Annotated in this window: 23 protein-coding genes; 13 read left to right on the top strand and 10 right to left on the bottom strand. The window is 70.2% G+C overall.

Annotated elements, in window-relative coordinates:
• Positions 1-51: 51 nt before the first annotated feature.
• Positions 52-1,263 carry a carboxylate-amine ligase gene (locus ACQ0O7_RS34010; RefSeq protein ID WP_430788372.1) on the bottom strand — a complete coding sequence of 404 codons (1,212 nt, stop codon included), beginning with the start codon at positions 1,261-1,263 and terminating at the stop codon, positions 52-54.
• 125 nt (positions 1,264-1,388) lie between these two features.
• Here ACQ0O7_RS34010 and ACQ0O7_RS34005 point away from each other — a divergent pair, with 125 nt between their 5' ends.
• Positions 1,389-2,717 carry a carbohydrate-binding protein gene (locus tag ACQ0O7_RS34005; RefSeq protein WP_430788370.1) on the top strand — a complete coding sequence of 443 codons (1,329 nt, stop codon included), beginning with the start codon at positions 1,389-1,391 and terminating at the stop codon, positions 2,715-2,717.
• On the opposite strand, the gene ACQ0O7_RS34000 is transcribed toward ACQ0O7_RS34005, so the two are convergent.
• Positions 2,686-3,330: a DedA family protein gene (locus tag ACQ0O7_RS34000; protein ID WP_430788368.1), complete on the bottom strand. Its 645-nt coding sequence runs from the start codon at positions 3,328-3,330 to the stop codon at positions 2,686-2,688. The two genes, ACQ0O7_RS34005 and ACQ0O7_RS34000, sit on opposite strands and share 32 nt — an antisense overlap.
• A gap of 99 nt (positions 3,331-3,429) precedes the next feature.
• Between ACQ0O7_RS34000 and ACQ0O7_RS33995 the strand changes: the two genes are divergently transcribed.
• Genes ACQ0O7_RS33995 through ACQ0O7_RS33970 form a run of 6 tightly spaced genes read left to right on the top strand, consistent with a single transcriptional unit; the run spans position 3,430 to position 8,346 of the window.
• Positions 3,430-3,777, top strand: a complete 348-nt coding sequence (locus tag ACQ0O7_RS33995; protein ID WP_430788366.1) for a PadR family transcriptional regulator — start codon at positions 3,430-3,432, stop codon at positions 3,775-3,777.
• Positions 3,774-3,968, top strand: coding sequence for a hypothetical protein (locus ACQ0O7_RS33990; RefSeq protein ID WP_430788364.1), 195 nt, complete (start codon positions 3,774-3,776; stop codon positions 3,966-3,968). Before ACQ0O7_RS33995 ends, ACQ0O7_RS33990 begins: the two co-directional genes overlap by 4 nt.
• A complete protein-coding gene (locus tag ACQ0O7_RS33985; RefSeq protein ID WP_430788362.1) occupies positions 3,961-5,607 on the top strand; it encodes an alpha-amylase family protein in 1,647 nt (548 codons plus the stop codon). Before ACQ0O7_RS33990 ends, ACQ0O7_RS33985 begins: the two co-directional genes overlap by 8 nt.
• 50 nt (positions 5,608-5,657) lie before the next feature.
• A complete protein-coding gene (gene fabG, locus ACQ0O7_RS33980) occupies positions 5,658-6,419 on the top strand; it encodes a 3-oxoacyl-ACP reductase FabG (protein WP_430788360.1) in 762 nt (253 codons plus the stop codon).
• Between the two features lie 59 nt (positions 6,420-6,478).
• Positions 6,479-6,868 carry a hypothetical protein gene (locus tag ACQ0O7_RS33975; RefSeq protein WP_430788358.1) on the top strand — a complete coding sequence of 130 codons (390 nt, stop codon included), beginning with the start codon at positions 6,479-6,481 and terminating at the stop codon, positions 6,866-6,868.
• 14 nt (positions 6,869-6,882) lie between these two features.
• Positions 6,883-8,346: a glutathionylspermidine synthase family protein gene (locus ACQ0O7_RS33970; RefSeq protein WP_430788356.1), complete on the top strand. Its 1,464-nt coding sequence runs from the start codon at positions 6,883-6,885 to the stop codon at positions 8,344-8,346.
• Here ACQ0O7_RS33970 and ACQ0O7_RS33965 read toward each other — a convergent pair.
• Positions 8,343-8,768: a hypothetical protein gene (locus tag ACQ0O7_RS33965; protein WP_430788354.1), complete on the bottom strand. Its 426-nt coding sequence runs from the start codon at positions 8,766-8,768 to the stop codon at positions 8,343-8,345. The two genes, ACQ0O7_RS33970 and ACQ0O7_RS33965, sit on opposite strands and share 4 nt — an antisense overlap.
• Positions 8,761-9,126: a hypothetical protein gene (locus ACQ0O7_RS33960; RefSeq protein ID WP_430788352.1), complete on the bottom strand. Its 366-nt coding sequence runs from the start codon at positions 9,124-9,126 to the stop codon at positions 8,761-8,763. The genes ACQ0O7_RS33965 and ACQ0O7_RS33960 overlap by 8 nt, the downstream gene beginning before the upstream one ends.
• A 77-nt stretch (positions 9,127-9,203) precedes the next feature.
• On the opposite strand from ACQ0O7_RS33960, the gene ACQ0O7_RS33955 reads away from it, so the two are divergent.
• Together ACQ0O7_RS33955 and ACQ0O7_RS33950 are read left to right on the top strand one after the other, a co-directional pair.
• Positions 9,204-10,085, top strand: coding sequence for a Gfo/Idh/MocA family protein (locus tag ACQ0O7_RS33955; RefSeq protein ID WP_430788350.1), 882 nt, complete (start codon positions 9,204-9,206; stop codon positions 10,083-10,085).
• A gap of 458 nt (positions 10,086-10,543) precedes the next feature.
• Entirely contained in the window at positions 10,544-10,870 is a 327-nt protein-coding gene (locus tag ACQ0O7_RS33950; protein WP_430788348.1) for a hypothetical protein, read from the top strand.
• Between the two features lie 7 nt (positions 10,871-10,877).
• Here ACQ0O7_RS33950 and ACQ0O7_RS33945 read toward each other — a convergent pair whose 3' ends face one another.
• Entirely contained in the window at positions 10,878-11,819 is a 942-nt protein-coding gene (locus ACQ0O7_RS33945; RefSeq protein WP_430788346.1) for an AraC family transcriptional regulator, read from the bottom strand.
• Positions 11,820-12,105: 286 nt separating this feature from the next.
• Between ACQ0O7_RS33945 and ACQ0O7_RS33940 the strand changes: the two genes are divergently transcribed.
• Positions 12,106-12,462, top strand: coding sequence for an STAS domain-containing protein (locus tag ACQ0O7_RS33940; protein ID WP_203795054.1), 357 nt, complete (start codon positions 12,106-12,108; stop codon positions 12,460-12,462).
• A 192-nt stretch (positions 12,463-12,654) separates the two neighbouring features.
• Here the strand turns inward: ACQ0O7_RS33940 and ACQ0O7_RS33935 are convergent, their stop codons facing one another.
• Genes ACQ0O7_RS33935 through ACQ0O7_RS33925 form a run of 3 tightly spaced genes read right to left on the bottom strand, consistent with a single transcriptional unit; the run spans position 12,655 to position 15,296 of the window.
• The gene (locus ACQ0O7_RS33935) at positions 12,655-14,166 is read right to left on the bottom strand and encodes an MDR family MFS transporter (RefSeq protein ID WP_430788343.1); all 1,512 of its coding nucleotides are present in this window, start codon (positions 14,164-14,166) and stop codon (positions 12,655-12,657) included.
• A 52-nt stretch (positions 14,167-14,218) separates the two neighbouring features.
• Positions 14,219-14,797, bottom strand: coding sequence for a TetR/AcrR family transcriptional regulator (locus ACQ0O7_RS33930; RefSeq protein WP_430788341.1), 579 nt, complete (start codon positions 14,795-14,797; stop codon positions 14,219-14,221).
• Between the two features lie 40 nt (positions 14,798-14,837).
• Positions 14,838-15,296, bottom strand: a complete 459-nt coding sequence (locus ACQ0O7_RS33925) for a hypothetical protein (RefSeq protein WP_430788339.1) — start codon at positions 15,294-15,296, stop codon at positions 14,838-14,840.
• Positions 15,297-15,442: 146 nt separating this feature from the next.
• Here ACQ0O7_RS33925 and ACQ0O7_RS33920 point away from each other — a divergent pair, with 146 nt between their 5' ends.
• Entirely contained in the window at positions 15,443-16,939 is a 1,497-nt protein-coding gene (locus tag ACQ0O7_RS33920) for a serine/threonine-protein kinase (RefSeq protein WP_430788337.1), read from the top strand.
• 86 nt (positions 16,940-17,025) lie between these two features.
• Positions 17,026-18,882: a capsular polysaccharide synthesis protein gene (locus tag ACQ0O7_RS33915; RefSeq protein ID WP_430788335.1), complete on the top strand. Its 1,857-nt coding sequence runs from the start codon at positions 17,026-17,028 to the stop codon at positions 18,880-18,882.
• A 1-nt stretch (position 18,883) separates the two neighbouring features.
• On the opposite strand, the gene ACQ0O7_RS33910 is transcribed toward ACQ0O7_RS33915, so the two are convergent.
• Positions 18,884-19,816, bottom strand: a complete 933-nt coding sequence (locus ACQ0O7_RS33910) for an LLM class F420-dependent oxidoreductase (RefSeq protein WP_430788333.1) — start codon at positions 19,814-19,816, stop codon at positions 18,884-18,886.
• Positions 19,817-19,910: 94 nt separating this feature from the next.
• Here ACQ0O7_RS33910 and ACQ0O7_RS33905 point away from each other — a divergent pair, with 94 nt between their 5' ends.
• On the top strand, positions 19,911-20,894 hold the full coding sequence (locus ACQ0O7_RS33905; RefSeq protein WP_430788331.1) for an ABC transporter substrate-binding protein: 984 nt from the start codon (positions 19,911-19,913) through the stop codon (positions 20,892-20,894).
• Here the strand turns inward: ACQ0O7_RS33905 and ACQ0O7_RS33900 are convergent.
• Entirely contained in the window at positions 20,887-21,636 is a 750-nt protein-coding gene (locus tag ACQ0O7_RS33900; RefSeq protein ID WP_430788329.1) for an ABC transporter ATP-binding protein, read from the bottom strand. The genes ACQ0O7_RS33905 and ACQ0O7_RS33900 overlap by 8 nt on opposite strands.
• Between the last annotated feature and the right edge of the window lie 7 nt (positions 21,637-21,643).

Genomic DNA, 21,643 nt, shown 5'->3' with positions numbered 1-21,643 from the left:
CGACCGTGATATTCACAGCTCATCTCATATGGCTACGCAACGCAACATTCGTCAGGACGGCGCCGATTCGTCCTCTCGGCGTTCCGGATCAAGGATAAGTGTGTGCTTATCCTCACTTCTGGTGGCCCGGGCCAGCCAGTCGACCAGGTCGCCGACCGAGGCGCCGCGGGCCAGGAGCGCCCGCTGCCGGGCCGCACCGGTGCCGTCCTCGCGCAGCCGTCCCATCAGGTCGCTGACCCGCTCCAGGTCGCCGTGCCGCTCCAGTTCCGGGCGTACGTAGTCGAAGAGCTGGCGCAGCAGTCGCCAGGCCGGCCGCGGCTGGCGGGTGGCCATGTCGATGTTCAGCCCCTCCAGGCCGTCGTGCGCGGCCCGCCAGTGCGCCGCCATCAGCAGCGGATGGGCCACGTCCGGTGCCGGTGTGCCGGCCCGGACCTCCCGGACCAGGGTGGCGACCAGGCCCCGGGTCAGTGCGGCGAGCAGCACCGCGTCGTCGGCGGTGGGCATCACGTCGCCCATCCGGATCTCGACGGTCGGATAGCTCGCGGAGAGCCGGGCGTACCAGTAGAGCATCCCCTCGTCGAGCATCGCGCCGCTCGCCTCCAGGTCGGACACGAGCGTCAGGTAGTGCTCGTGGGACCGCAGGTAGGGGGTGGGGCCGACGGTGGGCCAGCGCTCCCACATCATCGAGCGCCAGCTGGCGTACCCGGTGTCGCGCCCGCCGAACATCGGCGAGTTGGCGGTGGCCGCCTGCAGCACCGGCAGCCAGGGGCGCAGGTGGTTGAGCACCTGCACGCCGGTCTCCGGGTCCGGGATGCTCACGTGCACGTGGGTGCCGCACATGCCGGGGCCGGGGGAGAGGTCGCCGAAGTGCTCGCGCATCCGGTGGTAGCGCTCCTTGTCGACGAGCCGCGCGTTGGGGCCGGCCGCCGGTCCGGTGCCGACCGCGAGGAGCCGGGCGCCGGCCCGTTCGGCGGCCGCCGCCACGCCGGAACGCAGCTGTCGCAGTGCCGTGCCGAGTTCGCCCAGGTCCAGCTGGGGTGGGCTGGCCACCTCGATCTGGCTGCGGTAGTACTCGTGCTGCACGACGTCGCGCAGGTCGGCGGGCAGTTCGGCGAAGACCTCCTCGACCAGCTCGGCCGCGCGTGGCTCCACCGCGTCGACGAGGAGGTACTCCTCTTCGACGCCGAGGGTGTGCAGGTCATCTCGTTCGGCCCTGGCGGCGAGCTCCGGGGAGATCGCCGTGCCCTCGGTCGCGGTTCCCATGGGCACCGGGATACCCGGACCGATCTGCACGGAAACTATCGACAAAGTTCCATATTGACAACCTTTGGAAACAAGCGTGCAATCTGCTGAGAGCGCTCTCTCGACCGATGGAAAGGTGCGATTCGATGAGACGAAGACTCCTCACCATGGCGAGCGCCCTGCTCGTCACCGGCCTGCTCGTGGCACCGGCCGAGGCCGCCGTGCCGCCCCCGCCCAGCGGTATGACGCTGGTCTTCAGCGACGATTTCACCGGTGCCGCGGGCACCGGCCTCAACCGCTCGAACTGGTTCTACGCCACCGGCACCGGCTATCCCGGCGGCGCGGCGAACTGGGGCACCGGCGAGATCGAGACGATGACCGACTCGACCGCCAACGTCTACCAGGACGGCGCCGGCAACCTGGTGATCAAACCGATCCGTGACTCGTCCGGCCGATGGACCTCCGGCCGGGTGGAGACCCAGCGCACCGACTTCACCGCCCCGGCCGGCGGGAAGATGCGCATCGAAGGCCGGATCCAGCAGCCCAACGTCACCGGGGCGGCGGCGGCCGGCTACTGGCCGGCGTTCTGGGCGCTCGGCGACGCGGCCCGCCCGGTCGGCGCCACCAACTGGCCGAGCATCGGCGAACTGGACATCCTGGAGAACATCAACGGCCGGTCCAGCGTCTTCGCCGCCCTGCACTGCGGCACCAACCCGGGCGGGCCGTGCAACGAGACCACCGGCCTGACCAGCGGGGAACGGGCCTGCAACGGCTGCCTGACCAGCTTCCACACGTACGCGATCGAACACGACCGCAGCACCTCGCCGGAACAGTTGCGGTGGTATCTGGACGGGGTCAACTACTTCACCCTGAACTCCACCGCGGTCGACGCCACCACCTGGAACAACGCCACCCACCACGGGTTCTTCGTGATCCTCAACGTGGCGATGGGCGGGGGCTTCCCGGCGGCGTTCGGCGGCGGCCCGACCGCGGCCACCCAGTCCGGCGTGCCGATGCTCGTCGACTACGTGGCGGTCTATCAGAGCAGCGGATCGACCACTCCGGCCGGCCGGGACGCGTACTCCCGGATCGAGGCGGAGTCGGCCGACTCCTCCGCCGGAGTGCGGGTGGAGACCTGCTCCGAGGGCGGGCAGAACGTGTCGTACGTGGCGAACGGCGACTGGCTGCAGTTCAGCAACGTCGATTTCGGTACGGGCGGGGTCAAGGACTTCGTCGGCCGGGTCGCGTCCGGCGCCGGCACCGCGATCAGCGGCCTGGTCGAGGTGCGCCTGGACAGCCGGAGCAACCCGCCGATCGGATCGTTCGCGCTGGCCGGCACCGGCGGCTGGCAGAACTGGCAGTCGATCCCGGCCAACGTGTCGGCGGTGACCGGGAAGCACACCGTCCATCTCACCTTCACCAGCGGGCAGCCGGCCGACTTCGTCAACGTGAACTGGATCCAGTTCCGGAAGTAGACCGCTGCCGCCGCTTGCGCACCTTCTTCACCACCCACGAGCCGATGGCGATCGCGAAGAACGCCCAGATCGCGTAGTCGAACCACTGCGCGTACCGCTCCACGTCCTCCCAACGGGACCCGAGCCCGTAGCCGGCGCCGACGAACAGCGCGTTCCACACCCCGCTGCCGATCGTGGTGAACAGGATGAACTGGCCCATCGGCATGTGGTTGGCGCCGGCCGGGATGGAGACCAGGCTGCGCACCACCGGGGCGCAGCGGCCGAAGAGCACGGCCGCCTTCTCGTGCTTCTCGAACCAGCGGTCCGCCTGGTTCAGATCGTCCGAGTCGACCAGCGGGATCCGGTCCAGCCAGTGCTTGAGCCGCTCCTCACCGAGGGTGCGGCCGAGCCAGTAGAGCGCCACCGCGCCGCCCAGCGCGCCGAGTGTCGCGGTGAACCAGACCAGGATCAGGTTGACCCGGCCCTCACTGGCCAGGAAACCGGCCATGGACAGGACGATCTCACTGGGGATCGGCGGGATCAGGTTCTCCAGGGCCACCAGCAGCCCGACGCCGATCTCGCCCAGAGACTCGATCACCGAGGCGATCCATCCGGTCAGTCCGCCCGCGGTCATCAGCCGTCCCCTCCCAGTCCGTCCGATCCTCATACCCCGCAGCGGCCGGTTGAATCTCCACGTGGCCGTATATACCTGTCATCGGTATATTCCACCGTCATGAGTGAGAGTTCGATGCGGGAGCCCACGTTCCTGGTGCTCACCGCCCTGGCCGAGGAGCCCCGGCACGGGTACGCGGTGATCGAGGACGTGGCCGCGATGACCTCGGGGCGGGTGCGCCTGCGGGCCGGCACCCTCTACGCGGCGCTCGACCGGCTGCGCGGGGAGGGTCTGATCGAGGTCGACCGCGAGGAGGTCGTGCAGTCCCGGCTGCGGCGCTACTACCGGCTGACGGGGGCCGGCGAGCAGAGCCTGGCCACCGAGACCGCACGTCTGCGCGCGCAGGCCGCCATCGCCGAGCAGCGGCTGCGCGCCCGCCGGCCCGAGCCGGGAGGTTCGCCCGCATGACCGTTCTGGAGACGCGCTACCGCAGGCTGCTACGGATCTATCCGGCCGGGCACCGGGCCGACTACGAGGAGGAGATGGTCGCTGTGCTGGTGCTCACCCCTCTTGCCGTCTTCGCGATCGGTGTCGTGGTGCTGACGGCGGTGGAGAGTTTCGCCGCGCGGAGTGCCGGTCATCTAAGGGCGCATGAGTGACCGCTGGTATTCCAAGGCCGTCGTCTATTGCCTCGACATCGACACGTTCGCCGATTCCGACGGTGACGGCTGCGGAGACATCCGCGGTCTGATCGGCCGTCTGGACTACCTGTCCCGGCTGGGGATCAACTGTCTGTGGCTGAACCCGATCCACCCGTCGCCGGGCAAGGACGACGGCTACGACGTCTCCGACTTCTACAACGTGGACCCGCGGTTCGGCAGCCTGGGCGACTTCGCCGAGCTGGTGCACCAGGCCGCCAACCGGGGCATCAAGGTGATCATCGATCTGGTGGTCAACCACACGTCCGACCAGCATCCGTGGTTCCAGGCGGCCCGGTCGTCGCCGGACTCGCCGTACCGCGATTGGTATGTCTGGAGCGACACCGAACCGGCGGACCGCAACCAGGGCATGGTCTTCCCCGGCGAGCAGAACGAGACCTGGACCTACGACCGGACCGCGAAGTCGTGGTTCTACCACCGCTTCTACAAGTTCCAGCCGGATCTGAACATCGAGAACCCGGCGGTTCGGGAGGAGATCAAGAAGATCTGCTCGTTCTGGCTGCAGCTCGGGGTGGCCGGGTTCCGGATGGACGCGGTGCCGTTCATCATCGAGCGGACCGAGCCGGGCAACCCGTCGTCGCCGATGGACTTCGACTTCCTCAGCGAGCTGCGCCAGCACGTGCAGTGGCGTAAGGGCGACGCGGTCCTGCTGGCCGAGGCCAACGTGGAGCCGGATTCGCTGCCCCGCTTCTTCGGTGACGAGGGCGGATCGAGCAACCGGATCCACATGCTGTTCGACTTCATGCTCAACGCCAAGCTGGTGCTGGCTCTGGCCCGCGAGGACGCCGAGTCGATCATCGACGCGCTGCGGGACACCCCGAAGCTGCCGGACGGCGGTCAGTGGGCCACCTTCCTGCGCAACCACGACGAGATCGACCTGTCCCGGCTGACCGCCGAGCAGCGCAAGGACGTGGTGGAGAAGTTCGGGCCGGAGGAGACCATGCAGTTGTACGGCCGGGGCATCCGCCGCCGGCTGGCCCCGATGCTCGGCAACGACCGGCGGCACCTGGAACTGGCCTACGCGCTCCAGTTCAGCCTGCGGGGCACCCCCGTGCTGCGGTACGGCGAGGAGATCGGGATGGGGGAGGACCTGTCCCAGGACGGGCGCTACGCCATCCGGACCCCGATGCAGTGGTCCGACCGGCCGAACGGCGGTTTCTCCGACGCCGAGCCGAAGGACCTGCTCCGGCCGGTGATCACCGGCGGTGAGTACGGCTACGAGACGCTCAACGCGACCCGTCAGCGGCACGACCCGAACTCGCTGTACACCTGGTTCGAGCGGATGATCCGTACCCTCCGGGAGGCTCCGGAGATCGGCGCCGGCAGCTGCACCCACGTCGACGTCCCGGCACCCCGGGGCCTCCTGGTGCACCGGGCCGACGCCGACACCGGGACCATGCTGTTCGTGCACAATCTGAGCACCGAGCCCGGCGAGGTGGATTTGAGCGATCTGGCCGCCGAGGCGGACTACCCGAACGACGTGCTGGCCGACCAGGAGTACCCGGAGCTGGGCGATTTCAGCAAGATTCGGGTGGAGGGCCACGGGTATCGCTGGATCCGGATGCGCAGAACCGCCTGATGACGATTAGCATCGGCCTCCGGTAGGGATCACCGCTGCTGGAGGCCGATATGTCGCAGTCCGTACCCCGTGTCGCCATCGTGACCGGAGCCGCCCGTGGCATCGGCGCGGCGATCGCCCGGAAACTGGCCGCCGACGGTCTGGCCGTCGCGGTCGTCGACCTGGACGAGGAATCCGGCGCCGAGACGGTCGCGGCGATCACCGGCGACGGTGGCCGGGCGATCGCCATCGGCGCGGACGTGGCCGACTCCGATCAGGTGGCGGCGGCCGTCGAACGGACCGTCACCGATCTGGGCGCCCCGTCCGTGCTGGTCAACAACGCCGGGGTGCTGCGGGACAACCTGCTCTTCAAGATGTCCGAGGACGATTGGGACACGGTGCTGGCGGTGCACCTGCGCGGTGCCTTCCTGTTCAGCCGGGCGGTGCAGAAACACATGGTCGACGCCGGGTACGGCCGGATCGTCAGCCTGTCCAGCACGTCCGCTCTGGGCAACCGGGGCCAGGCCAACTACGCCGCCGCCAAGGCCGGTCTGCAGGGCTTCACCAAGACGCTCGCCATCGAGTTGGGCAAGTTCGGCATCACCGCGAACGCGGTCGCGCCCGGCTTCATCGTGACCGATATGACGAGGGCGACGGCGGCCCGGATCGGCGTAGACTTCGCCGACTTCGAGAAGGCCGCCGTGAGTCAGATTCCGGTCGGGCGAGCGGGCCGTCCCGAGGATGTGGCCAACACCGTGTCGTTCCTGGTCAGTGAGGGCGCGGGATTTGTGACGGGCCAGGTGGTCTACGTGGCCGGCGGACCCCAGGACTGACCGGTCAAGGTTGCTGGCAACTTGCTGAGAAGAGTTACAAAGTAATCATGAACCGACGCATGACATCCCGGACCGTGTCGCTGACCAGCACCTTCCTCCTGCTGGCCGCGGGGGGTACGGCCGCGTGCGACAACGACGAGTACACCGATGAGGGTTTCTACTGCGCCGACGCCAACGGCGTGATCGTCGACGAGGACTACTGCGACGACGACAACGACGGTGGTGGCGGTGGCGGCGGCGGGTTCTTCATCTGGCACTCGTCGGGCTACCGGTCCGGTTACCCGGTGGGATCCAAGCTGCCGGCCGGCGGGAGCAAGTTCGCGTACAACGACAAGGTCTCCCGGTCCAAGTTCGGCCTCCCGTCCAGTGGGAAGATCAGTAACGGCACGGTCAAGACCAGCGTCGTCGGCAAGGGCGGCGGCGGTTACTCCAGCAAGTCCGGTTCGTAAGGGGTTTCAACGGGATGCGGCGGATTCCTCACGGACCGGTTCGCGACGGCTGGAAGTTGACGAACTACAGCCTCGGTCTGACGTACAACGACGACGTCCTGCCGGACGGGACGACGTACTCGTACTGGCACGAGGGCCCGTTCTACGACTTCACCGCGGCCGAGATCGAAGAGCTGGAGACGGCCACCACGACGCTCTACGCGATGTGCATGGAGGCCGGCGACTGGATGGTCCAGCAGTGCCCGAGGCGTACCGTCGACGGCCGTAAGAAGGGCTTCTTCAGCTCGGTCTGCAACGCCGAGACCTGTTTCCTGAGCAGGATCGGCATCCCCGAGTACACCCACGAGCAGATCATCCGGACCTGGTTCGACGGCGACGCGGAGACGTGGACGCACTACGACAAGGACCCGGACATGCGCCTGCCGATGCAGACGCCGGACTACTCGCCGACCGTCTACGGGCGTTTCGATCTCTGGTACAACGGGGCCGGCAGCGTTCCCCGGCTGCTGGAGTTCAACGCGCAGACGCCCACCTCACTGATCGAGGCCGCGGTCATCCAGTGGCACTGGATGGACCAGACCGGCGTCACCAAGCACGAGTGGCGGCAGTGGAACTCGATCCACGAGCGCCTGGTCGGCTGGGAGGCCACCCCCGGCGAACCGGGCGACGCGGGCGCCTGGCGGCGCAACATCGACAAGTTGCGCGAGGCCCGGACCTGGCTGCCGGCCAAACCCAAGATCTTCTTCGCGTACGAGACCGCGGAGACCTCCGGCGAGGACCGGATGAACGTCGCCTACCTGATGGCCACCGCGGAGGAGGCGGGGTACCCGGTCGAGCTGATCGCGATGAGCCAGATCGGCTGGGACGTGGCCGGTGACCGGGTGCTGTTCGTGCCCGCGCCCGGCCAGGAGCACAAGGCCGAGCCGATCGACGTGATCTTCATGCTCTACCCGTGGGAGTGGTTCTGGCACGAGGAGGGCGGCAAGGCCTTCTTCCGGAACATGGCCGACCCGGAGAAGCGCGGGACGGTGTGGATCGAGCCGCCCTACAAGGCCGCGCTACTCGGCAACAAGGCGCTGCTGCCGGTGCTGTGGAAGCTCTTCGGCAATGATCCGGAACGGTCGAAGTACCTGCTGCCGTCGTACTTCGCGGAGTCGTCCAAGGCGGCCACTCTCACGTCGTACGCCAAAAAGCCGGTGTGGGGTCGGGAAGGTGGATCGGTGACCCTGGTCCGGGACGGCGAGCAGATCACCTCGTCCCCGTCGGAGTACGGCGCGGACGGCCGCTACGTCGTCCAGGAGCTGTGCGAACTGCCCGCCTTCGAGGGGCTGGAGGGCACCGTGCACCCGGTGATCGGCGCCTGGCTGATCGACGGTGAACCGGCCGGCATGGGCATCCGCGAAGGCCTCGGCACCGCCGGCCTGGTCACCAACAACTCGTGCAACTTCGTGCCGCACGCCATCGAGTCGAGCCTCTAAGCCGGCCGGTGGCGCCAGATCCACCACAGGCCGACGAACGGCAGCACCAGGGGGACGTAGCCGTACCCGCTGCCGAAGTTCGACCACACGGTGGCATCCGGGAAGTCCACGCCGTCCACCACGGTCAGCGTGCCGACCGCCAGCACGCCGACCAGCTCGATGGTGCAGCTGACCAGGGCGATCATCCGGCCGCCGGCGCCGCCCCGGGCCAGGCCCACGGTGGCCGCGACGTAGACCAGGCCGGCGAACGCGGACAGCAGGTAGGCCAGCGGCGCCTCGGCGAAGTGTGTGGTGATCTGGACCAGGGCGCGGGCGCTCGCGGAGAGCGCGAACACGCCGTAGACGAGCAGCAGCACCCGGCCCGGCCCGGAGGCGAGCGCGGCGTCCCGCGGGCGGGTGGTCACTTCAGCGGGCTCAGACACCGGTCACCGACGCGATCTGCTGCAGCCGCAGCACTAGGACGGGCAGGATCAGACAGCCGAGGCCGAGGCAGAGGCTGCCCCAGCGGGTCGGTTCCATCACCGCGAGGTACACCGCGGTGGGGACGAACGCGACTGTCGTGATCAGGTAGCCGGCGAAGGTGGCCACATCGGCCGGCGGGTTGTCGCCGAGCAGGCCGAAGACCGCCAGCAGCACCAGGACCGCGGTCAGGACGGTCAGCACTCCGGCGGCGATCAGATCCGGCCGGGACGGGGCCCGGTCGAGCGCCGAACGAGCCAGATACCACACCGCCAGGACGAGCGCGACGACGATAGTCGCCGACGACAGGGGACCGTTCACCCGGCCAGGTTACTGAGGCGGCTCCGGCCTGGTAACTTCCGGCCCGGAGATGATCGACAAAGAGGGTGGGCGATCCGGTGCGCTTCGGACTATTCGGTACGGGACCCTGGGCCCAGATCACACACGCGCCGGCTCTGGCGGCGCATCCCGGGGTGGAGTTCACCGGCATCTGGGGCCGTGACCCGGAGAAGACGGCCGAACTGGCCGGGCGGTACGGCGTCCCGGCGTACTCCGACGTCGACGCCCTGATCGCCGACGTGGACGCCATCACCGTCGCGCTGCCCCCGGACGTGCAGGCGCCGATCGCGCTGCGGGCCGCCGCCGCGGGCCGCCACCTGCTGCTCGACAAGCCGGTAGCCACCCGGGTCGAGGACGCCCGGGCGCTGGCTGCCGTCGACGTCGCCTCGGTGGTGTTCTTCACCCGGCGGTTCACCCCCGAACTCGACACGTTCCTGGCCGAGACGGTCGCCACCGGCGGCTGGACCGAGGCCCGCGTCGACCACCTGGGCTCGATCTTCACCCCGGACAACCCGTTCGGGGCCTCGCCCTGGCGGCGCGAGCGGGGCGGGCTCTGGGACGTCGGCCCGCACGCGCTGGCGCTGGTCCTGCCGGTGCTCGGGCCGGTCGCCGAGGTGACCGCCGTGACCGGTGCCCGGGACCTGACCTATCTGCTGCTCAAGCACGCCGGAGGCGCGGTCAGTCAGCTGACCCTGGCGGTGGACGCTCCGGCCGCCGCGGCGCGGGAGGAGGCGGTCTTCGCCGGCGAGGCCGGGATCCGTGCGGTCCCGCGCGCCGAGTGGGCCCCGGCCGAGGCGCTGGGCCGTGCGGTGGACCAGTTGCTGACCGCTGCCGGTGGGGGGCCGGCCTCGCCGATGGACGTGCGGTTCGGCGCTCAGGTGACGGCGATCCTGGTCGCCGCGGAGCGGTCCGCCGAGACCCGTTCCACCGTCTCGCTCTGATCCCCGCGGACCCTACGCCCGTCGCGCCGTTCCCCGCGGACGTGACGGGCTCCGCGGGCGTGACGGTCTTCGCGGCGTTGCGGGATTCCGCGTGATCGGTATTTCGCCGGCGCCGCGGATCCTGGTGGGAAACGCCAGGAAATAGCCGGATACCCGGTGTGGGAAACGCCGGGAAATAACGGATTCCTGATTCCGGATCGTCTACGCCGGGTAATCGTGATCGGCAACGCGGATCGGCTGAACCGAGCGCTAACTGGACAGAACCTGCGCGTTACGGATGGACGGAAAGTAGCGAGCCGAATACATTTTCGGCTTGTCACGCGCACCGGGCCGGATCGCCCGGGGCGGACGTCGCGGGCCCGCGACGACCGCCGGGCGTGTGTGGGGGTGAGGGGGATGCGCCGCATGACCGACCGCACAGCCAAGACGTATCGGGCCGCACGTGGGGGAGCGCGAGCGTGAACGGCCCCTGGGACGCCGAGCGGGACGCCTCCGAGGCGGTGCAGGCGCTGGCCGGGCTGGCCGCGCTGCTCCGGGAGGACGGGACGGTGGACCGCGGCCGGCTGCTGACGATGGCCGAGAACGGCGGGGCGGCGATGGAACGTGTCGTCGCGTACCTGCGCCGGCAGTGCCGCGCCGGAGACGGCGAGATGGCCTCGGTACCACCCCGGCTGTCCGCCTGGCGCGACTGGATGCCCCCGAGGGGTGACCTCTTCGGCGCCTCCGGGGTGGCCCGGCCCACGGACGGGGTACCCCAGCCGCGACGCTGTGACCCGGGTGAGTGACACCCGATCAGGTGGCGCTCCGCAATGTCTCCGACGGTGACTCTCCGAAGCGGCGGCGGTAGGCGGAGGCGAACCGGCCGAGGTGCGCGAACCCCCAGCGGTTCGCCACCTCGGCGACCGTCACCCGGGCCGGATCACCCCGGCGCAGCGTCTCGTGGGCCCGGCTCAACCGGACCTCCTGGAGGTACGCCATCGGGGCGCTGCCGACATGCCGGCGGAATCCGGACTGCAGCGAGCGGACACTCATGCCGGCGATCGACGCCAGTTCACCGACGGTGAAGGCCCGCTCCGGTTCGTCACTGATCGCGGTCAGCACCCGGCGGATCGGCCGGGGTGGCCCGCCGTCGGCCGGCGCCACCAGCTCCTCGTGGTAGCGGTGCGGGACGCTGAGCAGCAGCCCGCTGAGCACGCTGCCGCAGAGCTGTTCGGCGATCAGCGGCTGGTGGATCAGGCTGGACTCGTGGGCCAGCTCGTCGCGCAGCAGCAGGACCAGCCGGCCCCAGCTGTGTGCCGGGCCCTCGGTCAGGTCGAAGACCGGCGGCAGGTCGATCGGCCCGTCCACCGGATGCCCGAGCAGCCCGGCGAGTTCCGCCTCCAGGGCCCAGCTCTCGATCCGTACGTCGAGTTCGGCGGTGTTCGGCTCGTGATGCAACCGGATCCGGTCGCCGGGCCGGAAGGCGAGCGCGGTGGACGGTGTCGCGGTCAGCTCGTGCCCGTCCCGGTCGGCGCGCACCCGGCCCGCGGTGGGGACGGTGACGTGATAGGCGCCGGCCGCCGGAACGTCCAGAGTTGCGCTACCGGCGAACATCAGGTGCCCGACGGTCAGGGGTCCGAGTTGGATCACCTGGTGGTAGAAACGATTCAGGAGGTACCGGTCCCGCTGGTCGTCGGCGCTGCCGAAGTGGACGGTGCCCGGCGCCGACGGGGCGCTCGGCAGGGCGTCAACCATGCCGTCCGGAGCTCCAAGGCATACGGTGAGTATTCGGTTCCGGGTCGTGGACAGTCAACGTGGTCGCCACACAGTGATGCAGCACATTCCGGCCAGATGAACTACTCTGGCGTTCCGCGCCTACGTGGCGTAACTTGCAGACCAGCGGATTGTTGTAGGAACGCGGGTTCCGGTCGGCGTCCCCCAGCGAACGCCGCTCGTGCACGGCCCCTCTGAGACGGCCGGCACGACCGTGTCCCGCGGAAGTCGGCGTCAGCCCCGGCTGGACGCCAGGAAGAGGGCAGCTGTGTATCTGCCGATCACGACCCGCCAGCTGGCCGACGGCACTGTCGAGATCGCTCCCAGCGGGGAGATCGATCTGGACAACGCTCACGTCATGAGGGACGCGGTCAACGACGTCCTCACCACGATGACGCCGAGCCGGATCTGTCTGGACCTGCAACGGGTGATGCTGATCGACAGCATCGGCATCGGGATCCTGGTCGCCTGCTTCCACACCGCCGCGGCGAGTGGGGTGAAACTGGTGGTCAGCCACCCGAGCGCCACGGTCTACCGGCAGCTGTGGGTTTCCGGCCTGGTCGGCCTGCTCGGTTGTGCCGAGCCCCCCAATCCGCGCACCTCTGTGGGCCTGCGCCCGTCCTGACCACCACCCACCCCACCGCGTGCCACTTTCCGGCTCGGATCGGACCGGAAAGTGGCACGCGGTGTGGTGTTGCGGTGTGCGTGCCGTTTTTCGGCTGGGATCGGACCGGTTTGTGGCACGCGGTGTGGTGTTGCGGTGTGCGTGCCACTTACCGGCTCGGATCGGACCGGAAAGTGGCACGCGGGGTGGGGGTCAGTGGGTGAAGGACTTCTCCGCTGCCAGGCGTTCGTCGCCGGACAGGTCGGAGAGGGGCTTCTCCTTGATGAAGACGACCGCGATCACTGCCAGGAAGGCGATCGGGGCGCCGATCAGGAACAGGTCGGCGGTGGCCGTACCGTAAATCTCCTTGATCACCGCCAGCACCTCCGGCGGCAGCGCCTGGAGGTCCGGAACCTCGCCGCCACCACCGGCCGCCGCCCCGAACTTCTCGGTGAACAGCGAGGTGACCCGGTGGGTCAGGACGGCGCCGAGCGCGCTGACCCCGATCGAGCCGCCCATGCTGCGGAAGAACGTGAGCGCCGAGGTGGTGGCGCCGAGTTCGGCGGCGGGCACGTCGTTCTGCGCGGCCAGCACCAGGTTCTGCATCAGCAGGCCGACGCCGACGCCGAGGACCGCCATGTAGACCGAGATCACCGGCACGCTGGTACGCGCGTCGATGGTGCTCAGCAGCAGCATTCCGACGGTCATCACGATCGAGCCGCTGACCAGGTAGATCTTCCACTTGCCGTACTTGGTGATCAGGGCTCCGGCCAGGGTGGAGGAGATCAGCAGGCCGAAGACCATCGGCAGGCTCATCAGGCCGGCGGCGGTCGGGGTCTTGCCCAGTGAGGTCTGGAAGTACTGGGAGAGGAAGACGGTGCCGCCGAACATCGCGATGCCGACCAGCACGCTGGCGATGATGGCCAGCGAGACGGTGCGGTGCCGGAAGATGCCGAGCGGGATGATCGGCTCCTTGGCCTTCGACTCGACGAGCACGGCGAGGGCGAGGATCACGATGCCGCCGATCACCATCGCGGCGGTCTGCCAGGAGGCCCAGTCGAACTTGTCACCGGCCAGCGTGGACCAGATCAGCAGGGTGCTGACCCCACCGGTGATCAGCAGCGCGCCGAGCCAGTCGATGCTCACGTCCTTGCGCGTCATCGGCAGGTGCAGCGTCTTCTGCAGCAGGGCGATCGCGATCAGCGAGAACGGCACGCCGATCAGGAAGCACCAGCGCCAGCCCAGCCACGAGGTGTCGACCAGGACGCCGCCGATCAGCGGGCCGGCGATGGTGGCGACGCCGAAGACCGCGCCGAACATGCCGGAGTAGCGGCCGAGTTCCCGGGGCGGGATCATCGCGGCCATCACGATCAGTGCCAGCGCGGTCATGCCGCCCGCGCCGATGCCCTGGATGACCCGGCTGACCAGCAGGATCTCGACGTTCGGGGTGAGCCCGGCGACCAGTGAGCCGACCACGAAGAGACCGAGGGAGAGCTGGATCAGCAGTTTCTTGCTGTAGAGGTCGGCCATCTTGCCCCAGAGCGGGACGGTGGCCGTCATGGCGAGCAGCTCGGAGGTGACGATCCAGGTGTAGACGGACTGGCTGCCGTTCAGGTCGGCGATGATCCGGGGCAGCGCGTTGGCCACCACGGTGGAGGCCAGGATGCTGACGAACATGCCGAGCATGAGCCCGGAGAGGGCCTGGATGACCTCCCGGTGCGACATCCGGCCGGATGATGCGGCGGTTTCGGGTTCTACGGCTGTCATCGAACTTCTTTCAGATACTGGAAAGGATGGCGAAGGCTTCCCGGACGTGTTCGATCAGCGGCCGGTCGTCCCGGCCGTCGGCCCAGCGGCACACGGCGACCCGGGTCGCCGCGTTGGCCACCGAGGCGGCGATCGGGGGATAGGGGTGGCCTTCGGGGAGGCCGTCGCGCTCGGCGATGATCTGGGCCAGTCGCTGCTCGGTGGCCGCGGCGGCGGCGATGAGCAGGGGCAGCAGGTGCGGGTTGGCGCCGATCACCCGCATCCGGAGCAGCCAGAGGTCGCGGTCGCGCTGGATCTGCTCCAGGCCGGGGGCGAGCGCGGCCGGCAGCGCCTCCAGCAGCGGGCCGGGCGGCAGCCGGGGCTCGTCGAAGCCCTCCTGGGGGTCGCCGACGAGGGCGTCCTCCTTGGTGGCGAAGTAGTTGAAGAACGTGCGCGGCGACACCCCGGCCGCCGCGCTGATCTCTTCGGCGGTCACCCGGTCGGCCCCGCGCTCGTCGGCGAGCCGGAGCGCCGCGGTGATCAGCGCGAGGCGGGTCTGCCTGCGCTTGGTCTCCCGGCGTCCGGGCATGGCTGTGGTCTCCGTGGGCACCCGGAGACCTTAGAGCCAAACTTGCAGTTTCTGCAAAGTTTTAGTCGTTGAGCTGAGACCTCTCGATCTCGCTGAGCGCCGCCGCCCACCACGGGCCGATTCCGCGGCCGGCCAGCAGGTCGGCCAGCAGCACCGCGGAGTGCCGGGCCAGGGCGTCCGGTTTCGGGGCCGGGGCGCCGTCCTCCTCCAGCACCCCCAGCGCGCCGGCCAGCAGCCAGAGCACCACCTGCGGATCGGCGTCCGGCCAGGACCGGACCGCGCCGGCCAGCGCGGCGCGCACGTCGTCGGCGGTGAGCCCGTCCGGATGCCCGTCCTCCAGCAGCAGCCGGACCGTGGTGCCCAGCACCAGGCCGGTCTGCGCCGGATCGAGCCCGGCCAGGGTGGCGGTCGCCTCGTCCAGGGCCGCGGTGTCCCCGTCCCGGACCGCGGTCACGGCGGCGGTGGCCGCGGCGGCGATCGGGCGGGCCGGTGCGGGCAGATGCCGCCAGGTATCCGTCATGGGGGCGACCCTACGGGCGTCCGGCCGGCCGGACGGAAAAGGGATCACTTTCTGCCGGCCCGGCAGTTCACCGAATGGTGGACGCGAGAAAGTGACAGCGTTATTCGCATGTGCGATTCGGGGGCCGTTTCGGCAGACTGCCCCACGTGGAGGTGGAGCGGAAACTCGGCGGCCGGTACCGGCTGATCAATGAACTCGGCCGCGGCGGCATGGCCGTCGTCTGGCACGCCCTGGATGAGGTGCTGAACCGGCCGGTAGCGGTGAAAGTGCTGGCCGGGCGGTATGCCGGCAACCCCCGCTTCCGGGCCCGGATCCTGCACGAGGCGCGCGCCGCGGCGACGCTCTCGCATCCGAACATCGCGCAGATCTACGATTTCGGGGAATCGGACGAGGGTGACGGCCCGGTCCCCTATGTGGTGATGGAATTGATCAACGGGCCGACACTTCAACAGCGGGTGTCCCGGGGCCGGATCCCACCCCGAACGATTTTCCGGATCTGCGGGGAAGTGGCCACCGCGCTGGCCGTCGCGCACGAGGACGGGCTCGTGCACCGGGACATCAAACTCGCCAACATCATGGTCGCCGCCTCCGGCGCCAAGGTGGTGGACTTCGGTATCGCCGAGGTGGCCGGGCCGGCCGCACCGGAGGACACCCTGCTCGGCACTCCCGCCTACCTGGCCCCGGAGCGGCTCCTCGGTGGCGCCGTCGAACCCGCCTCCGACGTCTACGCGCTCGGCGTGCTGCTCTACCGGCTGCTTGCCGGAGTCGCGCCGTGGAGCGTGGAGACCACCACCCAGATGCTGAAGGCGCACGTCTACCAGGAGCCGCTGCCACTGCCCGACCTGCCGGGTGTGCCGGACGAGGTGATCGACCTGGTCGGCCGGTGCCTGGACAAGGACCCGGCGGCCCGCCCGGAGGCGCTGGAGGTGGCCGGCCTGCTGGGCGACGCGGCCGAGGCCGCCAACATCACCAGGACCGATTCGGTACGCCCGGAGGGCCCCGCCGAGACCACGGTGCCCGTCGGCGTCCCGTCTCGGGAGCCGGCGCCGGTCCCCGTACCCAAGCGGTGGAAGAAGGCCCGGCCGGCGGCCGCGGCTCTGACGCTGACGCTGCTGGCCGCCCTGCCCCTGATGTTGTCCGGGCGGCGCAGTGACCCGCCCGGCACACCCGGTGTGGCCGCACCGCCCGCGTCCGCGCCGGAGGCGACCGTACGGAAGCCCGGCGAACGCCCGCGATCCCGTCCGGCGGAGAACACCAGCCGCCCGGAGAGCGCCCCGGTGACCAGTGGCAGCGCCGCCGCCGTCCCGGAACGGCCCGGCCCGTCCACCGGACCGGTCCCGTCACCGACCGCCACCGAGGCCGCCCCGCCGCCCAGCGTGCCGGTGTCCGAGCCGCCGTCCGCCCCGGCGCCGGCCCCGTCCGGGACCCGGCTGGAATCGCCGGGCGGAACGGTGCTGGCCCGCTGTGTCACGGCCGGCGCCGAACTGCTGGAGTGGGAGGCGAAACCCGGGTACACCGCGGGCCGGGCCGAACCGGGACCGGCGCTGACCACCGAGGCGGTGTTCACCGGAGTCCTGTCGCGCTACCGGATGACCGTGACCTGCGTGAGTGGACGCCCGTCGGCGGTGGTCCTGCCGCTGTGAGCACGATCCGCACGCGCCGTCCGCTCCGTCCCCGAAGGGCTTCACCGTCCGACTAAACTGCGGCGGCACGCTGCGAAGGGACATCGATGACGGCGACCGCACCCACCGACCAGAGCATGATCGCCCGATTCCGGGCCGCGCTCCGTCGCACCCCGCCGTCACAGCCGGACGCCGTCCCGGCCCCGCCGCCGCTGGTCAACCTGGTGCCCGACCCCGGCTTCCGGGGGGATCCGGAGGGGTTCGCGGTGCCCGGCCGGGTCGCCGCCGAGCGGGCCGAGGTGCCCGGCCGGCACGGGGCGCACGGTCTGCGGGTGAGCGCGCTGCGCGGCAACGACACCTCGATCGCGCCCGGCGGGATCGCGCTGCGCCCCGGCACCTACACCGCGGCGGTCTCGCTCTTCCTGCCCGAGCCGCTGCACAGCCCGCCCCGGCTGACCGCGGAGTGGACGGCCGGCGACGGGGAGGCGGCCGAGCCGGTCCGGTCCGTCCCGGCCCGCAACGAGCACGGCCACCACCGGATCAGCGTGACCTTCACGGTGCCGGACGGGGCACAGGACGTCGCGGTCTGGCTGACCGCCGGGAACGGGACGGTGACCTGGTACGACTACGCGATCACGGAGACCGCCGGGCCGGTCGGCCACTTCTCCGGCGCGACACCTTCCGACGGGGTGTTCCGCTACGAGTGGACCGGCGAGCCGGACGCGTCACCGTCGCGCCGGATCCTGCTGCCGGAGACCACCGGTGTGATGCCGGCCGCCCCTTCGCTGACCGCCGAGGAGGCCGCCCACCTGCTGCGCCGGGCCGCCGACGCCCCGATGACCGCGGCCCGGATCGCGCTGGCCGTGGGCGACCGGGAGACCGCGGTGGCCGAGCTGCGACGGGTGGCCAAGGCCGGTGACCCGGACGGTTCGGCGGCCTGGGAGCTGGGCCGGATCGCCCTGGCCGAGCAGCGCTGGGCGGCGGCCGAGCAACTGCTGCGCGGCGCGGTGGCCAAGCGGCCGGAGGACTTCGCCCGGGGGTACGCGCTGGCGCACGCGTACGACAAGTTGAAACGCCGGGACGACAGCCGCAAGGCCGCGGCGGCGGCCCTGGCGCACGACGCGAAGCTGCCGTTCGACGGGCCGGCCCTGCTCGACTCGGACGTCACCGCCTTCGGGGCCCGCCGGGAGCTGGGGGTCTTCCTCGCCGAGCACCTGGCGCAGATCCGTACCCAGGCCGAACAGCGGCTGGCCCGTCCCGCGCACAGCACCTTCGACCAGCCGATCTTCGTCTACTGGGCGCAGGGTTTCGCGACCGCGCCGCCGGTGGTGCGGGCCTGCCTGGCCGCGCTCAAGGCGACGAATCCGTCGGTGCACGAACTGAGCCTGGACACCATCGGCGCCTATGTGGACGTGCCGGTGGACCTGGCCGCCGCGGTCGGTGACGACCACGCCCACTTCTCCGATCTGCTACGGATGCTGCTGCTGGAGAAGTTCGGCGGGATCTGGGTGGACGCCACCTGTTTCGTCTCCGAGCCGCTGCGCCCGCACGTGGACCGGGCCCTGGCCAAGAGCAGCGTTTTCGCCTTCAACTACACCGGGCCGTACCTGGCGAACTGGTTCCTGGCCGGACGCCCGGACAGCTACGTCATGCACCTGTGGCGGGCCGCGTCGTTCCTGTGGTGGGAGAAACGGGCCGAGACCCTCGATCCGCTCCTGCACCACCACGTCTTCGAGATGCTGCACCGGCTCGACGACCGGTTCCGCGCCGAGTGGGACGCCGGGCTGCGGCTCAACGCCACCCCACCGCACGCGCTGCAGACGGTCATGCTCCGGCCGTACGAGCCGGAGATGTTCCAGACCATCGTGGAGGGTGCGTTCGTGCACCGGTTGCGGCACCAGTTCCGGCCGGAGGAGATGAGCAGCGAGTCGTACGTGGCCCGGATCATCCGCGGCGACCACTGAGTCACGGCAGGTGGGGTAGCACCTCGGCGGCCAGCAGATCCAGGTGATCCAGGTCGCCCAGGTCACGCAGGCGCACGTAGATCCGGGTGGCGCCGATCCCGGCGTACTCCGAGATCCGGTCGACGACCTGCTGGGGTGTCCCGCTGATGGTCACCTCGGAGGGCAGCGCGGACGCCTCCTCCATCGCCTCCCAGCGCCGCCGGGCCTCGGCGTCGGTACGCCCACACGCCACCGCCATGCCGACCGACAGGACCAGGGGTGGCTTGGTCCGGCCGTACCGTTCGCAGGCCTCGCGGACCCGGTCGTACTGGGCGGCGCTCGGCCCGATCGGGGTGAACGGCAGGTTGAACTCGTCGGCGTAGCGGGCGGCCAGCTCGGGGGTCCGTTTCGCGCCCCGGCCCCCGATGATCACCGGCGGCCCGGGCACCTGGACCGGCTTCGGCAGCGCGGGCGCCCGGTCCAGCCGGTAGTGCGGTCCACGGTGCGAGAACGTCTCACCGGGCGGCGTGCCCCACAGCCCGGTGATCACCGCCAGCTGCTCCTCCAGCAGGTCGAAGCGCTCGCCGGTGCCCGGGAACGGGATGCCGTACGCCTCGTGCTCGCGGGTGAACCAGCCGGCGCCGAGCCCGAAGTCGATCCGCCCACCGCTCATCTGGTCGACCTGGGCCACACTGATCGCGGTGACCGCCGGATGCCGGAAGGTCGCGCAGGTGAGCAGGGTGCCGAGCCGGATGGTGCTGGTCTCGCGGGCCATCGCGCCCAGCGTGACCCACGAGTCGGTGGGGCCCGGGAAGCCGTCCGAGTCATGCATCTGCATGTAGTGGTCGGCTCGGAAGAAGCCCTCGAAACCGGCCGCCTCGGCGTGCCGGGCGGCCCGCAGCAACTCGTCGTAGGTGGCGCCACGGTGTGGCTCGGTGAAGATGCTGACGCGCATGGCCGCAGAGATTAACGTAAACATCCTGTCCATTTCGGACGGTCTCTCGTACTCTGTGCGCGCAAACGGGGACACGTCGAGAGGTATGGATCTGATGAGAACGTTGCGGACGGTCGCGACGGTGCTGGCGTTGGTCGCGGTGGCCGGGTGCGGCGAGGCCGCTCCGGAGGGCGACCCCGGCGCGACCAAGGTGAAATACCTCACCGCGTTCAATGCCTTCGGGCGGGAGGCGTACGCCTTCGTCGCCGAGGAGAAGGGCTACTTCGCCGAGCAGGGCCTGGACGTGGAGATCGCGATCGGCTCCGGCTCGGGCGAGAACATGGCCGCGCTCTCCTCCGGCGCCGCCGACTTCGCCCCGGTCGACTCGACCGGTTACATCCTGACCAAGGCGACCGGCAAGGTCAGCGGCATCACCGCGATCAGCGCGATCCAGCAGAAGTCGATGGTCGGCATCATGACGCTGGACGGCAAGGGCATCACCGGCCCGAAGGATCTGGAGGGCAAGGTGATGGGCGACCAGGAGGGCGCCACCACCACGATCCTCTTCCCGACCTACGCCAAGCTGGCCGGCATCGACCCGGCCAAGGTGGAGATCATCCCGGTGGCCGCGCCGGAGCTGGCCGGTGCGCTGGCCACCGACAAGGTCGACGTGATCGGCCAGTTCGTCGTCGGCAAGCCGCTGATCGAGAAGGCGGCCGGCGGGAAGACCGCGGTGGCGCTGCCGTTCAGCGACGTGATCACCGACCTGTACGGCCACTTCCTGCTGACCTCGGACAAGATCGCCAACGACGACCCGGAGCTGGCGAAGAAGTTCACCGCGGCCCTGGTCAAGGGCCTGGAGTACAGCATCGCCAACCCGTCCGAGGCCGGTCGGATCCTGAACAAGGCGCAGCCGGAGACCGACGCCGAGGTCGCCGCGAAGGAGCTGGAGATCATGGCGGCCTACGTCAAGGGGGACGGCGGTGCGATCGGTGCCGTCGACGCCGCGCGGGTCACCCGGGTGATCGACGTGCTCGCCGGCGCCGAGTCGATCCCGGCCGGCAAGAAGCCCGAGGAGTTCGTGAAGGTCCTCAGTTAGCGGCCCGGTCCATCAGGAGCCCGTGCAGCCGGGCCGAGCGGTGCGCCAGCTTTTCGGTGTGCTCGTTCTGGCCCAGGCTGCGCGGGCGCGGCACGTCGATCGGCACGATCTCGGCGATCCGCCCCGGCCGCGGGCTCAGCACCACCACCCGGTCGGCCAGCAGCACCGCCTCGTCGATCGAGTGGGTCACGAACAGTGTGGTGGTGCCCTGTTCCATGTGGATCCGCTGCAGCTCGCCGGTCAGTTCCTCGCGGGTCAGCGCGTCCAGGGCGGAGAACGGCTCGTCCATCAGCATCACCCTCGGGCGCTGGATCAGCGACCGGCACAGCGACACCCGCTGCTGCATGCCACCGGAGAGCTCGTGCGGCATGGTCGTCTCGAAGCCCTCCAGGCCGGCCGTGGCCAGCAGCCGCCGGGCCCGCTCGACGTGCTCCTTGCGCTTCCATCCGAAGATCTCCACCGGGAACAGGACGTTGTTCAGCACGTTGCGCCACGGCAGCAGGGCCGGCCGCTGGAACTGCATGGCGATCTCGCGGCGCCGGGCGGTGTCCACCGTCACCGTGCCGCCGGTCGGCTCCAGCAGGCCGGCGACCAGGCGCAGCAGGGTGGACTTGCCGCAGCCGGAGCGGCCGACGATGGCCACGAACTCGCCCTCGGCCACCTCCAGATCGATGCCACGCAACGCCTCCACCATGCCCCGGCGGCCGGTGAAGGTGCGCGACACGCCATCGAGCCGGATCATCGTCCCG

Origin of the sequence: Actinoplanes sp. G11-F43, from assembly GCF_050589265.1 — a bacterium.
Taxonomy (GTDB): Bacteria; Actinomycetota; Actinomycetes; order Mycobacteriales; family Micromonosporaceae; genus Actinoplanes.
The sequence above is the reverse complement of the archived record's forward strand: the minus strand, read 5'-3'. Positions and strand labels throughout refer to the sequence as shown.